Annotated in this window: 13 protein-coding genes; 6 read left to right on the top strand and 7 right to left on the bottom strand. The window is 68.6% G+C overall.

The features are described from left to right. From GV001_RS12870 to GV001_RS12880, 3 genes are all read left to right on the top strand, one after another. Positions 1-624, top strand: coding sequence for a trimeric intracellular cation channel family protein (locus GV001_RS12870; RefSeq protein WP_160080420.1), 624 nt, complete (start codon positions 1-3; stop codon positions 622-624). Positions 625-697: 73 nt separating this feature from the next. After that, positions 698-1,369, top strand: a complete 672-nt coding sequence (locus tag GV001_RS12875) for a paraquat-inducible protein A (protein ID WP_160080421.1) — start codon at positions 698-700, stop codon at positions 1,367-1,369. Next, complete coding sequence (locus GV001_RS12880; protein WP_160080422.1) at positions 1,356-2,009, top strand: paraquat-inducible protein A; 654 nt, start codon at positions 1,356-1,358, stop codon at positions 2,007-2,009. The genes GV001_RS12875 and GV001_RS12880 overlap by 14 nt, the downstream gene beginning before the upstream one ends. Positions 2,010-2,328: 319 nt before the next feature. Here GV001_RS12880 and GV001_RS12885 read toward each other — a convergent pair whose 3' ends face one another. The 4 genes from GV001_RS12885 to fdhF all read right to left on the bottom strand — a co-directional run bounded on the left by GV001_RS12885 (position 2,329) and on the right by fdhF (position 9,039). After that, positions 2,329-4,980: a cation-transporting P-type ATPase gene (locus GV001_RS12885; protein ID WP_160080423.1), complete on the bottom strand. Its 2,652-nt coding sequence runs from the start codon at positions 4,978-4,980 to the stop codon at positions 2,329-2,331. 126 nt (positions 4,981-5,106) lie between these two features. Then, complete coding sequence (locus GV001_RS12890; RefSeq protein WP_160080424.1) at positions 5,107-5,952, bottom strand: FAD/NAD(P)-binding protein; 846 nt, start codon at positions 5,950-5,952, stop codon at positions 5,107-5,109. After that, the gene (locus GV001_RS12895) at positions 5,949-6,968 is read right to left on the bottom strand and encodes a 4Fe-4S dicluster domain-containing protein (RefSeq protein WP_160080425.1); all 1,020 of its coding nucleotides are present in this window, start codon (positions 6,966-6,968) and stop codon (positions 5,949-5,951) included. Before GV001_RS12895 ends, GV001_RS12890 begins: the two co-directional genes overlap by 4 nt. Beyond that, positions 6,955-9,039 carry a formate dehydrogenase subunit alpha gene (fdhF, locus tag GV001_RS12900; RefSeq protein ID WP_160080426.1) on the bottom strand — a complete coding sequence of 695 codons (2,085 nt, stop codon included), beginning with the start codon at positions 9,037-9,039 and terminating at the stop codon, positions 6,955-6,957. The genes GV001_RS12895 and fdhF overlap by 14 nt, the downstream gene beginning before the upstream one ends. Positions 9,040-9,234: 195 nt before the next feature. Here fdhF and GV001_RS12905 point away from each other — a divergent pair, with 195 nt between their 5' ends. Beyond that, positions 9,235-9,777 carry an Hsp20/alpha crystallin family protein gene (locus tag GV001_RS12905; RefSeq protein ID WP_160080427.1) on the top strand — a complete coding sequence of 181 codons (543 nt, stop codon included), beginning with the start codon at positions 9,235-9,237 and terminating at the stop codon, positions 9,775-9,777. A gap of 122 nt (positions 9,778-9,899) precedes the next feature. Here the strand turns inward: GV001_RS12905 and GV001_RS12910 are convergent, their stop codons facing one another. Beyond that, a complete protein-coding gene (locus GV001_RS12910; RefSeq protein ID WP_160080429.1) occupies positions 9,900-10,796 on the bottom strand; it encodes a universal stress protein in 897 nt (298 codons plus the stop codon). 548 nt (positions 10,797-11,344) lie between these two features. On the opposite strand from GV001_RS12910, the gene fnr reads away from it, so the two are divergent. After that, on the top strand, positions 11,345-12,085 hold the full coding sequence (fnr, locus tag GV001_RS12915; protein ID WP_160080431.1) for a fumarate/nitrate reduction transcriptional regulator Fnr: 741 nt from the start codon (positions 11,345-11,347) through the stop codon (positions 12,083-12,085). 57 nt (positions 12,086-12,142) lie between these two features. After that, positions 12,143-12,709 (top strand): phosphoribosyltransferase family protein, encoded by a 567-nt coding sequence (locus GV001_RS12920; protein WP_160080433.1) that lies wholly within the window; start codon positions 12,143-12,145, stop codon positions 12,707-12,709. Here the strand turns inward: GV001_RS12920 and GV001_RS12925 are convergent, their stop codons facing one another. Next, positions 12,710-13,360, bottom strand: coding sequence for a dienelactone hydrolase family protein (locus GV001_RS12925; protein WP_160080435.1), 651 nt, complete (start codon positions 13,358-13,360; stop codon positions 12,710-12,712). Further along, positions 13,360-14,049, bottom strand: a complete 690-nt coding sequence (locus GV001_RS12930) for a phosphoribosyltransferase (RefSeq protein ID WP_160080437.1) — start codon at positions 14,047-14,049, stop codon at positions 13,360-13,362. Before GV001_RS12930 ends, GV001_RS12925 begins: the two co-directional genes overlap by 1 nt. Positions 14,050-14,153: the final 104 nt, after the last annotated feature.

Genomic DNA, 14,153 nt, shown 5'->3' on the forward strand with positions numbered 1-14,153 from the left:
ATGCAACAGCTCTTCTATCTATCCGATCTGTTCGGCGTGCTGGTCTTCGCCATCAGCGGCGCCTTGATGGCCGGACGCAAGTCCATGGACCTGTTCGGCGTATTGGTGATCGCCATCATCACCGCGCTGGGCGGCGGCACCTTGCGCGACCTGATCCTGGATAACCACCCGGTCAGCTGGATCCGCAACGACACCTATATCCTGGTCGCCTCGCTGGCTGCCATCGGTACCGTGCTCTGGGTGCGCCTGACCCGGCCGATTCACGAGCGCGGCCTGCTGCTCGCCGATGCCTTCGGCCTGGCCGTGTTCACCGTGATCGGCACCGAAGTCGCCCTGCAGCACAACATGCCCTACAGCACCGCGGTGATCATGGGGGTCATGACCGGCGTGGCCGGCGGGGTGATGCGCGATGTGATCTGCAATGAGATCCCGCTGATCTTCCAGAAGGAGATCTATGCCACCGCCTGTATCTTCGGCTCGCTGGTGTTCATCGGCCTGCGCGAACTGGCTACGCCGCACTGGCTGGACACCGGGGTGGCCATGCTCAGCGTGCTGGCGGTACGCCTGGCGGCGATCCACTGGCACCTGGGCTTGCCGCGCTTCCATCTGCTCGATCGCGACTGACGATGAACCCGGCTGGCAGGCTAATATCAGGGCAGGGGAGGCAGCAGGCCATGAACATTCACGGAGTCATACGATGAGCCAGGATTCGGGACAGCCGGTGGATCGCAGTCAGGCGCTGCCACCGTTGGCGGAGCTGATCGCCTGCCACGAATGCGACCTGCTCATGCACCATCCGCACATCGGCGAAGAGCAGAAGGCCTGCTGCCCACGCTGCGGCTACGAAATGATCGTGCACCGCACGCAGATGCGCCGCCGCTCGCTGGCGCTGGCCATCACCGCGCTGCTGCTGTTCATCCCGGCCAACTTCCTGCCGATCATGAGCCTCAACCTGCTCGGGCAGAACGCGGTCGATACGGTATGGAGCGGGGTAGTGGGGCTGTACCACTCGGGCATGCAGCCGGTGGCGCTGGTGGTGTTCCTCTGCAGCATGCTGATACCGCTGCTCAAGCTGGTCTGCCAGCTGCTGGTTCTGTTGAGCATGCCCTTCAAGGCCATGCGCCCCTTGGGCATCCAGTTGTACCGGACCTATCACCACCTGCGTGAGTGGGGCATGCTCGAGGTCTATCTGTTCGGCATCCTGGTCTCGATCGTCAAGCTGATCGATCTGGCGGACCTGCACCTGGGCGTCGGTATGGCGTGCTTCATCGCCATGATGCTGGCGCAGGTATGGCTGGAGGTGAGCATGTCGCCCCATCAGGTATGGGATGCCCTGAGCGAGGAGGAGGACGGTCATGCGCGCACTTGATGCCGGTATTCTGGTCTGCGGTGAATGCCACCAGCTCGAATACCAGATCGAAGGCCAGGAACAGCACTGTGTCCGCTGCGGTGCCAGGCTGCACATGCGCCGGCCGGACAGCATCGTGCGAACCTGGGCCTTGCTGATCACCGCGGCGATTCTCTATATCCCGGCCAATCTGCTGCCGATCATGACCATCAACTTCTTCGGCAACGGCGCGCCGGCCACCATCATGGGCGGCGTGATCGAGCTGATCCAGGCGGAGATGCTGCCGATTGCCGTGGTGGTGTTCGTCGCCAGCATCCTGGTACCCACCTTCAAGCTGGTCGGCATCGCCTTGCTGCTGTACTCGGTGCAGCGCCACCAGCCGATGTCCGCGCGTCAGCGCATCCTGATGTACCGTTTCATCGAGTGGATCGGGCGCTGGTCGATGCTGGATATCTTCGTCATCGCGATCCTGGTCGCGCTGGTCAACTTCGGCAACCTGGCCAGCATCGAAGCCGGCAGCGGGGCCGCCGCGTTCTGCAGCGTGGTCATCCTCACCATGCTGGCGGCGGTGACCTTCGACCCGCGGCTGATCTGGGACAACATCGATGTGGCCGAAGACGAGGACGAGGACGCATCACTGCCTGGTGACAGGGCGCACTGATGCACGCTGGGCGCCAGGCAGGAAGGTGGGAGCCAGGGAAGAGCTCAAGCTGGCCAGCAGAGCCGGATACATGGCCTTTGGCTGATGCCACGGCAATATACTATTTAACATAATATATATTATGCGAACCATTGCATCGGTAGATTACGGGGTTGGCCAGATATCAAGCGCCACGCTTCATCTGCGCTCGGCGTCTGGCCTGCTGCCAATCCACCAGGCTTTCTGCCGATCGCCACCCATTGGCTCGTGCTTGTGCATTCATGCGCGTCGCGGGTAACAACGCCAAACACGGATGCGCCCTCGCACTGATCGTCCGTGCCTAACGGCCGCGCAGCATCACACGCTTGCGCAATCCTTCCAGCAGCACCATGGCCAGCGCGAACGGCAGCATGAACAGCCATGCGTCGAGGGCCAAAGGCGCTGTGCCGAATAGCCAGTTGCCGAGGCTGGTGTAATTGATCAAGACAATCAGCAGCAACTCGAAGGCTACGCCGGCCCAGATCAGGCGGTTGGCTGGCCCGGTGCCGAACAAGGCGCCGCGTTCGTTGCGGCACAGGAACACATTGACCACCTGCATCACCACGATGGCGCTGAGGCAGGCCGTGGTCGCCTCGCGGTACAGCGGCGCATCCCGGGCCAGGGTTTCGCCGAACTGCCAGCCGCCACCGAGCAGGATGTAGAAAAACGCCGCCAGGGCCGCCGCGGCCTCGATCGGCCCGAGGAACAGATAGGCTCGGGCCAGCAGATGGCGGTCCAGCAGGCGCTCGTGCCGGGTCGGCGGTGGCCGGCGCATCAGCTCGGCGCTTGGTCGCTCGGCGCCCAGACCCAGGGCCGGCACGATATCGGTGCCCAGGTCCACGGCGAGGATCTGCACCACGGTCAGCGGCAAGGGAATGCGCAGCAGGACGAAGGCCAGGTAAGGCACGACCTCGGGGATATTCGAGGTGAGGATATAGGTCATGAAGCGGCGGATGTTCTGGAACACCGCTCTGCCCTCCTCTACGGCGGCCACGATGCTGGCGAAGTTGTCGTCCAGCAGCACCATGTCCGAGGCTTCGCGCGCGGCATCGGTACCGGACAGGCCCATGGCGATGCCGATATCGCCCTGGCGCAGGGCCGGCGCGTCATTGACCCCGTCGCCGGTGACCGCCACTGTCTCGCCTTTTTCCTGGAGCATCTTGACGATCAGAAGCTTCTGCTCGGGGCTGACCCGCGCGAAGATCAGCTCGCTGGCGTCCAGGGCCAGGCGCAGCTGGCTATGGGACATGGCGGCCAGGGCGCTGCCGCTCAACACGCTGGGCTGGCCCGCACACAGGCCGATTTCGCGGGCCACAGCCACGGCGGTGCGCGGATGGTCGCCGGTGACCATGATCACCCGGATGCCGGCCTCCCGGCAGCGGGCCACCGCCGCCGGGACTTCCGCGCGCGGCGGATCTTCGAGCCCAACCAGTCCGACCAGAACCAGTTCGCGCTCCAGGTTGTCGCGCTGGTAGTCCGGGGCGACCGACCGGTAGGCGAAGGCCAGCACCCGCAGCCCGCGGTCGCCCAGGCGCTGCTCGGCGGCGCGCAAGCGTTCCCGGTAGTCGTCATCCAGCGGCCGGGCTTCGCCGCCCAGTTCCACCCGGCTGGCCAACGGCAGCAGCGCCTCCAGGGCGCCCTTGCTGTAGAGGACCAGGCCCGCTGCGCCTTGGTGCAGGGTGGACAGCATGCGCCGCTCGGCACTGAACGGCAGCTGGTCCAGTCGCGGAAGTTCGTCCCCTGCCCCGGCCTCCTCCGCCATCTGCCGCAGCGCTTGTTCGAGCGGGTCGCCGAGCAGGGCCGGCCGGCCATCGACTTCCCCGGGCTGCAGCGTGTGGCACAACGCGGCAGCCGCGCGCAAGGACGGTGGCAGGTCAGCCCCGGCGGCCGGCAGCTCGACCTCGCCATCGGCCCAGATGGCTACCCGGGCACGCATGCGGTTCTCGGTCAGGGTGCCGGTCTTGTCGGTGCAGATCACCGTGGACGAACCGAGGGTCTCTACACTGGGCAGGTTGCGGATCAGCACATTCTTCGCCGCCATGCGCTGCGCGCCCAGGGCCAGGGCCAGGGTGACGGTCGGCAGCAGGCCCTCCGGCACGTTGGCCACGATGATGCCGATGCCGAACAGGAAGCTGTCGCGAAAGCCCAGGCCGATCCACTGGCCGAGGACGAAGAACAGCACGCCCAGCAGCACCGCCAGCCCGGCGATCAGCCGGCTCAGGCGATTGATCTGTCTCTGCAGCGGGCTCTGCACCTCGCCGCCGCTGTGGGTCAGGTGGGCGATGCGGCCAAACTCCGTGTGCATGCCGGTGGCGAAAACCAGGGCCTGCGCCTCGCCGCTGGTCAGCACACTGCCGGCCAGGAGGATGTTGCGACAATGCAGCAGGTCGTCGCCGCTGGCCGGCTGGCTGTCGCGGTCCAGCGGGTAGGACTCGCCCGTCAGCGGCGCGGTGTTAACCCGCACATCGAAGGCCTTGAGCAGGCGACAGTCGGCCGGCACCTCGTCACCGGCCGACAGCAGGATGATGTCGCCAGGGACCAGCAGCGTGCGCTTGAGCTTGCCCAGGCGGCCCCCGCGCAGCACCCGTACGGAGTCCGGCAGGAGCTGTTCCAGCGCCTGGATCGAGCGCTCGGCACGGTATTCCTGGGCGAACGAGAACAGCGCATTGATCACGATCACGCTGACGATGGCCACGCCCAGCGCACCCATGCCCGAGCCCGGGTCGCTGGCCTGGGCGAAGAAGGCCAGCAGGGCCGCCAGCCACAGGACAATCGCCAGGAAGTGGGTGAAGCCGGCGAGCAACTGCCGCCACCAGGGGATTGAGGCTGCCCGGAGGATCTGGTTGGGCTGGAACTCCTCCAGCCGGCGGGCCGCTTCGGCCTCGCCGAGGCCGCTGGCCTGGGTGTGCAGGCTGGCCAGCGCCTGCTGCGTGTCGAGGGCCTGGATCTTCATCCGCGTGGCTCTCGCCGTGGCGCACGGCCCACCCCGCTCGGCCAGCCGCGCGGCATTGCTGTCCGGCGCCTCGTGGGCCGCTCGGCCAGGTGTGGCTCGCCGATCGATGCACGCATGGCTGGCCTCTCAGCTGCAGGACCGTGGCGGGAGTACGGCGCTGCCCTGCCCGGCCTGCTGGGCCAGCAGGTGCAGGTAGCGGTCGTAGCGGTAGGTCGGGCCGTCGCGGCAGGCGTAGCTGGCGCCGACATAGCAGTGCCCGCACAGCCCGTCGGCGCAGTGCATGCGCCGCTCGATGGACAGCCAGATGCGGCTGGGCGCCACGCCGCGCTGCACGCATTCCTCGGCGCTGACCCGCATCAGCGCCTCCGGCCCACAGCACAGCAGCGCATCGGGCGGCTGCCCGGGAAACAGCTCGTCGATATGGGCACAGGGCAGGCCCTGGCGCTGGTCGGGTGCCGCCGTGTCGAAGGTTTCGATGAAGGGCATGGCCTGCCGCCAGCGCTGGCGCTCGCGGGCCAGCACCTGGGTCGCGGCATGCCGGGCGCCGTAGATCACCCCCAGGCGCGCCGGCAACCGGTGCGCGCTGGCCTCGTCGAGCAGTCCGGCCAGCGGTGCCAGGCCGCAGCCGCCCGCCACCAGCAGCACCTGCTGCTGGTGCAGGAACAGCGGCCAGCCCTTGCCGAACGGGCCGCGATAGCCCAGCACGCTGCCGCCCGGGCGCTCGAACAGCGCCGCGGTCAGGGCGCCGCAGCGGCGGATCAGGGCGCTGAAGCGGCCGGCGGCGTTGGGCAGGCTGACGTAGGTGAACGGCGCCTCGCCATGGCCCGGCACGGCGAGCACGAAGAACTGCCCGGGCATGGCGGCCAGGTCGGCCGCCGTCGGCGCCTCGATGCGGAAGCTGAAGTGGCGCGATTCCTCGCCGTCCTCGTAGGACTCTTCCAGCAGCAGCCGGCGCGGCGTCAGGTTGATCATGGCCCGGCCACCTTGTGCATCACCCCGTGCACGCCGATGCCGCCGGGGCAGACCCGGTCGCAGCGACCGCAGCCGACACAGCCGTAGTGCTCGAAGCGCTCTTTGAAGGCCTCGCCGAACTTGTGGAACCAGAAGCGCTGCACCCGCTGCCCGGCGCTGGCGCTGGGGTTGTGGCCGCTGGCCTCCTGCTGGAAGCCCTGGTACAGGCAGGAGTCCCAGACCCGCTCGCGCAGCATCTGCGCCTCGTCCGCCTGGCGCTCCAGCGGAGCGAAGCAGGAGCAGGTCGGGCACACCGAGGTGCAGCCCGAGCAGCCCAGGCAGCGCAGGCCCAGTTCCTCCCAGGTAGCGGCAGCGATGCTGCCCTGGTTGAGCGCGGCGATGCCGGCGAGCACCTCCTGCTGCGCGCCCTGCTCGGCGCTCACGCAGCGGCCGTTGGCTGCCCGCTCGGCCTGCCAGTCCTCCTCGGCCGGGTCCAGCCGGAGGCCATCCAGGGCCGCCTGGCCGGCCGCCGAGGCCACCAGCAGCAGCCAGTCGGCGGCCGGGTCCTGGCGTGGCAGCAGGATCAGGTCGGCGTTCTGCGCTTGCACCAGCGGGCCGCTGCCGAGGGCGCTGCAGAAGCCGCCCGCGCAGCTGTGCAGGCAGTCGAGGCCGACCAGCAGGGTGGCGCGGCGGCGCACCTGGTAGTGCGGGTCCTCGGCGAAGAAGCGGTCCTGGTAGGCCACCGCCTGCAGGTCGCAGGCATGCAGGCCGAACAGCACCTGCGGCGCCACCTCCGGCAAGGCCGAGTAGAACTGCCCGCCGTCGAAGCGAAACAGCAGCTCGCGCTCGGCGAAGAAGAAGCTCTTGGCGGAAAACGGCGGCGGCTCGGCCGGCGGTTCGAACGCGCTCAGGTCACTGCTGGCGACCGTTTGCCAATGCTGGCCGCCCTGCCCGTCGGCCCGCACTTCGTAGAGGCGGTGGCTCAGCGCCAGGTGGGCGCGCAGGCGCTCGGGCCGGTCGAGGCTATAGGCGCGCATGGTCGTCGCCCTTGGGCATGCGTGGCTGAACACCCGTCGCCAGCGCCTCGACCGCCACCGCGCAGGCCTTCAGCTCGGGCATCTTGCTCTGCGGGTCCTGGGCGCCATTGGTCAGCTGATTGCAGGGCGCTTCGCGAAAATGATACGGCATGGCCAGCAGCCCCCGCGGCACGTCATCGGTGAGCCTGACCCGGGTTTCCAGGCGCCCGCGCCGCGAGCGCACGCATACCGCCTGCTGGTCGTGCAGGCCGAGTGCGGCAGCGTCGTCCGGGTGCATGAACAGCAACGCGGCCGGCGTCTCGCGCTCGAGCAGCGGCGACTGGCGCGTCATCGAACCGCAGCCGTAATGGAAATGCAGGCGATGGGTGGTGAAGGCGAAGGGGTATTCGGCGTCCGGGCACTCGTCCGGTGCCACCTGGCTCACCGGCAGCAGGCGCCCGCGACCACGGGGGAAACTGTCGGCATGCAGCAGTGGCGAGCCTTGCGGATGCTCGCCGTCGCAGGGCCATTGCAGGCCGTGGCCGCGCTCCAGCGCCGGGTAATTCATGGCCGTGAAGATCGGCGTCAGCCCGGCCATCTCGGCGAACACCGCCTCGGCATCGGCCCAGGCCATGCCGGCATAGCCCATGCGCGCGGCCAGATCGGCGAGGATCTGCCAGTCGCCGCGCGCCGCGCCCGGTGGCTCGGTGGCCTGGCGGATGCGCTGCACGCGGCGTTCGCAGTTGGTGAAGGTGCCGTGCTTCTCGGCGAAGGAGGCGGCCGGCAGCACCACGTCGGCCAGCCTGGCGGTTTCGGTCAGGCTCAGCTCGACCACCACGAGAAAGTCCAGGGCCGCCAGGGCGCGGGCCACGTGGTTCTGGTCCGGGTCGGTGAGCAGCGGTTCCTCGCCCATGATCATCAGCGCGCGCAGCTCGCCGGCCAGCGCCGCCTGGGTCATGCCCAGCGAGGTCAGCCCCGGCCGGGCGGGCGGCGGCACGCCCCAGGCCGTGGCGAACTTGGCCTGCACCGCCGGGTCGGCGGCGGCCTGGTAGCCAGGGTAGACGTTGGGCAGGCAGCCCATGTCGCAGGCGCCCTGCACGTTGTTCTGCCCGCGCAGCGGGTTGATACCGCTGCCGGGGCGGCCGACCTGGCCGCAGGCCAGCGCCAGGTTAGACACCGCGATGACGTTGTTGGTCCCGCTCTGGAACTGGGTGATGCCCATGCCGTAGGCGGTGAAGGCGCTGCGCGCATGGCTGTAGAGGTAGGCCACCCGCTCCAGCTCGGCGATGCCGATGCCGGTCTGCGCGCTGCACTGGGCCAGGTTCAGCGTGGCCAGATGGCGGCGCAGCGGCTCGATGCCCTCGCAGCGCGTGGCGATGAACTCGCGATTCTCCCAGCCGTTGGCCAGGATGATCTGCAGCAGGCCATTGAGCAGCGCGATGTTGCTGCCCAGGCGCAGCTGCAGGTGGATGTCGGCCAGGCGCGCCAGGCGCGTGCGGCGCGGGTCGACGACGATCAGGGTGGCGCCGCGGGCCTGGGCGCGCAGCATGCGCGCGCCGATCATCGCGTGGTTCTCGGTGACATCGGCGCCGATCACCAGGATCAGCTCGGCCTGGTCGATGTCGGCGATGCTGTTGGTCATCACCCCCGATCCCAGGGTGCGCGCCAGGCCGGCCACCGATGGGCTGTGGCAGATGCGCGCGCAGTGGTCGATGTTGTGGCTGCCGAGCACGGCGCGGGCGAACTTCTGCGCGGCGTAGTTATCCTCGTTGGTCGCGCGGGCGCAGCTGATCACCCCTACCCCGCTCGGCCCCAGCTCCTCCAGCGCCGTGCGAAATTCGTCGGCGACCCGCTGCAGCGCCTCGTCCCAGCTCGCCGGGCGGAACCGGCCGTGCTCCTTGATCAGCGGCTGGGTCAGGCGCTTGGCGGAGTCGATGGCGAAGCTGCTGGCCCAACCCTTGGCGCACAGCTGGCCCTGGCTCACCGGGTGGCCGGGCTGGGGCTCCACGCCCACCACGCGGCCGCCCTCCACGCGCAAACCGATGCCGCAGCCGACGCCACAGAAGGTGCATACGCTCGGAATGACGTGCATCGGACACCCCGCCGCTGGATTTGCTTCAGGCTAGGCCCTGCTCCGCGCGCCCGGTTTGATCCGGATCAAAAACTCGGGACGCCGGCCCGGCGCCGGAACTGGTCGCTTTTTGATCAGGATCAAAGCCGGCCCAAGGGTGCCGCGCACAATGGATGGCGTCCACTTGCGGACCACCTGTGAAAGGAGGGAGCGAACATGTCCAGCACCGAGAAAAAACTGCCGATAAGCAGCGAGGAGTCGCCCGAGAAGGGCCTCACCCAGGCCGAACCGCGGCATTTCCTCGACTCCCTGCGCCGGCAGATCGATAGCCTGTTCGAGGACTTCGGCCGCAGTCCCCGGCATCTGCCGTTCGGCCGCAGTGCCTTCGATGCCGAGTCGTTCTGGCCGCGCGGCCTGTTCGGTCAGGGCATGCCCGCCGTGGATATCTCCGAGAAGGCCTGCAGCTTCGAGATCACCGCCGAGCTGCCCGGCCTGGATGAGAAGGACATCGAGCTCAAGCTGAGCGACGGCAACATGATCATCCGTGGCGAGAAGAAGCAGGAAACCGAGGAGACGAAGAAGGATTACCACCTCAGCGAACGTCACTACGGTTCCTTCGAGCGCATGTTCAACCTGCCCAAGGGCATCGACACCGACAAGATCGAGGCCAGCTTCGCCAAGGGCGTGCTGACCATCTCGCTGCCGAAGAAGCCCGAGGCCATCAAGCCGGAGCAGGTCATCCCGGTGAAGTCGGGCTGAATGACAGATGGAGGCGCCCCGGCCGCTGGCGACCGGGGCCTGCCGTACTCCCCATAACCCGGCGAAGTGCCCTGTGCGCGCGGCGCACCCTAGGCCAAAGCGCCCCTGCCCCATACAGCCCGCTAAGCCCTGACCACCAGAATGCTGCACGGCGCGCGGTACAGCAGGTGCTCGGTGGTGCTGCCGACCAGCTTGTCCAAGCCCTTGTGGTGCAGGCTGCCCAGCACTATCACGTCGACCCCGTTGCGCGCCGCGTAATCGGCCAGCGCCCGGGTCGGCATGCCGCGGATGAAATGCCGGCGCTCGGCCGGCACGCTGTATTGCTCGGCCAGGGCGAAGAAGGCCTTCTCCAGCGAATGGCGCAACTGCTCGGCCAGGTCGGCCAGCACCAGGCCACCGCCGCCGGCATCGGACAGGTAGACCGACGATACGTCGTAGGTATGCACCAGGTGCAGTTCGGCATCGCACTGCAGGGCCAGGGCGTTGGCGGCCTGGATGATCCGCTCGTTGAGCCCGCTGATCGAGTTTTCCGCGCGCGAGGGGTCGACCGCCGCCATGATCTTGCGCGGCAACGCCTGGCCGGCGACGCCGACCAGGTGCACCGGCACCGGGCACTCGCGCAGCAGATGCCAGTCCAGCGGCGTGAAGAAGACGCGCTTGAACGCCGACTCGTGCCGCACGTCCTTGATCAGCAGGTCCGGTTGCATTTCCGCCACGTGCTGGAGGATTTCCTCCAGCACCGCAGCGGTCCACACCACTTCCGTGGTGGCCCGGATGCCCTGGCTGCGCAGCAAGGCGGCCTGCTCGTCGAGACGCTTGCGCTGTTCCTGCAGGTAAGTGTCGCGGACCTGGTCCTGCGTCGCCTGGTCCAGCCACGGCGAGTTGCTGAACGGCTCGACGAAGGCGCAGATGTGCAGCGCCGCGCCACAGGCCCGGGCCAGGGCGGTGGCACGCTGCAGCGCGGCGCAATCATGCTGCTCGGGATCGATGATCAGCAGCAGTTGTTGATACTGGCTCATGGCAAACCTCCGGGGCGTTGGGGTTCGCTGTAGGTAACCGGGCGCGGCTTTGCGCGGCCAGCACAGCGACACCGGCCTGAATCACCACTACCCCTTCAGCCTCCCCCCGCACGGCGGCGCCCGCTTTGATTTGCATCAAGTGGCGGGCCAAGCATCGCCTGTGGCGCTGAACGTCACAGGCGGACTTTATGATGCCGGTCGCCCTCCGCCACGCAGTTGAAGGCTCGGTTGGTCGCAGCTCGTCGGCCAGTCCGTCAGCCACACGAGCTGTTTCGGCGATTGCACCGTCAAGCCCGGCTCGCAGGTGAACTCCGCGGATGACCTGTTGCCTTTGCGGCCACGAATCAGGCCGCGCAGGGTGAGCCTGCAGAGCACTCGGCCATCCTTGACGAAGCGGTGCTCGATGCAGCACCACTTGCCTCCAGGGCTCGCCCGGCCCGGGCCATTCCGACCAAGGGCGCAGGATCGCGCGGCGAACCGCTGCCGATCCCGCGCAAAGCGACTAGCCTTAACTTGCTCAGGTTCCAGCAGCGTGGAGGTGGAAACCCTTGCCCGCCGACAAGCGCCACGCGGCGACGCGCCCCGCCGCCGAGTCGCCCGTTAGTTGTCACAGCTGCAGCATCAGTCGCCTCTGCCTGCCGTTCAGTCTGCGGGAGACGGAAATCGCCCAGCTGGAAGGCATCGTCAGGCGCCCTCCGCCGCTGCACAAGGGCGACTATCTGTTCCGTGCTGGTGAGCCCATGCGCCAGGTATTCGTCGTGCGTTGCGGCTCGCTGAAGACCTTTCTGCTCAATCAGGAGGGCGGCGAACAGATCACCGGCTTCCACCTACCGGGCGAGTTGCTCGGCCTCGATGCGCTGGGCACCGAGCATTACCTCAGCTATGCCGTGGCCCTGGAGACTTCGCTGGTGTGCAGCCTGCCCTTTGCCCAGCTGGAAGAACTGGCCGGCAGCATTCCCCAGCTGCGCAAGCAGTTGCTGAGCATCCTGAGCCGGGAGATCCATGCCGAGCAGGAGCACCTCGGGCATAACCGGGAAAGCGCCGAGCAGCGCCTGGCGACCTTCCTCGTCCAGCTGTCGCAGCGCCACAGCCAGCGCGGCCTGTCGGCGCAGCTGTTCAGCCTGCCGATGAGCCGGGGGGAGATCGGCAATTACCTCGGGCTGACCACCGAGACGGTCAGCCGCCTATTCACCCGCTATCGCAACAGCGGCCTGATTCGCCTCAATGGCCGGGAAATCCAGCTGACCGACTTGCCCGCCCTGCAGCAGATGGGCGCCGCCTGCGCCTAGCCGGCGGCCCGCCCTGTGTGCAGCACCAACCAGCAGCCAGGCACGGGGATAGCGCCGATGCAGTCCACTCCTTCCGTCAGGCGCCTGTGCCTGTACGAGGCCGATGAAGTCGAGGCCATTCTCGCCGCGATGGCCCGGCGCGCCGCCGCCCTGCTGCCCGCCGGGCCGTGCGCACTGGTCGGCATCCTGCGCCGCGGCGAGCCGCTGGCGCGCCGCCTGCAGCAGCACCTGGCGCGCCTGAGCGGGCAGGCCGAGCTGCCGCTGTATGCGCTGAAGGTCAAGCGCTATGCCGATGATCTCGGTCTGCTGCATGCGCAGACGGCGCTGACCGACAACCCGCAGCTGGCCGCCCTGAACCTGGCCAACACCACCCTGCTGGTGGTCGATGACGTGCTCTATGAGGGCCACTCGCTGCTGCGCACCTGCGCCTACCTGACCCGCCTCGGCGCGCGCGAGGTACGCACCGCGGTGCTGGTCGACCGGCATGTCTGCCGCCAGCCGGTGCATGCCGATATCGTCGGCGTGCACCTGCAGGTGGCACCCGGCGATATCGTCGAATGCCACGTGCCGCCCTATGAGGCGCAGCTGCGCATCGAGGTGATCCGCCACGGCGCCGCGGGCTAGCTAGGCCGTGCCCAGGTAGCGCAGGAACCAGTCCCCGGCCAGCCGGGCCACCTCCTCCATGGCGCCCGGTTCCTCGAACAGATGGCTGGCGCCGGGGATCACCTGCAACTGCTGCTCGCCAGGCAGCTGGCGGCTGGCCTCGCGGTTCAGCCGCCACACGGCGGGGTCGGCGCTGCCGACTATCTGCAGGGTCGGCGCCTGCACCCGGGCCAGCGCGGCGCCGGCCAGGTCGCTGCGCCCGCCCCGGGACACCACCGCGCAGATGCGCTGCGGCCGTTCGGCCGCGGCCCGCAAGGCCGCAGCGGCGCCGGTACTCGCACCGAACAGGCCCAGGCGCAGCGGCGCCAGCTCGGCGTCGCGGTCGAGCCAGTCGATCACCCCGAGGATGCGTCGCTCCAGCAGCGCAATGTCGAAGCGCAGCTCGCAGGTGACCTGGTCGATGCGCTGCTCGGCTTCGCTGAGCAAGTCGAACAGCAAGGTGGCCAGGCCCCGCGCGGCGAACTCCCGGGCCACCTGGCGATTGCGCGGGCTGCGGCGGCTGCTGCCGCTGCCATGGACGAACAGCACCAGCCCCGGGGCGCCCTCCGGCAGCAGCAGGTCGGCGCCCAGCCGTACGTCGGGCAGTTGCAGCTGCAGGGTGCGTTGCGTCATCAGCCCGCCTCGCCCTGTTCGCAGGGGCGCTGCCAGGCCAGCCCGAGCAGGCTGCGCACTTCGCCGTCGGCAACCTGGGGAAAGGCGTCATACCAGTAGCCGATGGCGGTCAGCATGTCCGGCACCAGCGGGCAGACGATCTCGTCGACCTCCGCCTGCAGCTGCGCCACGCTGTCCGCCGCGGCCACCGGCACGGCCAGCACGATGCGCGCCGGGTCCTGCTGCCGGGCGGCCTTGATCGCCGCGCGCATGCTGGCGCCGGTGGCCACGCCGTCGTCGACCAGGATCAGCTGCTGGCCGCGCAGCTGCGGCCAGGGTCGCTCGCCGCGATAGGCATGGGTGCGCCGCAGCAGTTCGCGGGTTTCCTGGGCGACGACGGCGGCGATGGCCGCCCGGCTGACATGGCAGGAGGCGATCACGTCCTCGTTGAGCACCTGCACGCCGTCGCCGGCGATGGCGCCCATGGCCAGCTCCGCATGCCAGGGCACGCCGAGCTTGCGCACCAGCAGCAGATCCAGGCGCACATCGAGGGCCATGGCGATTTCATAGGCGATCGGCACGCCGCCACGGGGCAGCGCCAGCACCAGCACATCGCGGTGCCGGCGATAGGCGGACAGCAGCCGCGCCAGCGCCTTGCCGGCGGTGGCACGATCAGGGATGGGAGCTTCAAGGGCAGCGTGCGGGCACATCCGAATCCCCTCGATGAGGTGATGCGGACACCATGCGCCCTATCGGTCGATCATTTTTTGATCACGATCAAATTGCCGAGCGATGTGCGTGGCCGGCCCGTGTG

The organism is Pseudomonas sp. 8AS, from assembly GCF_902506505.1.
Lineage (GTDB): Bacteria > Pseudomonadota > Gammaproteobacteria > Pseudomonadales > Pseudomonadaceae > Aquipseudomonas.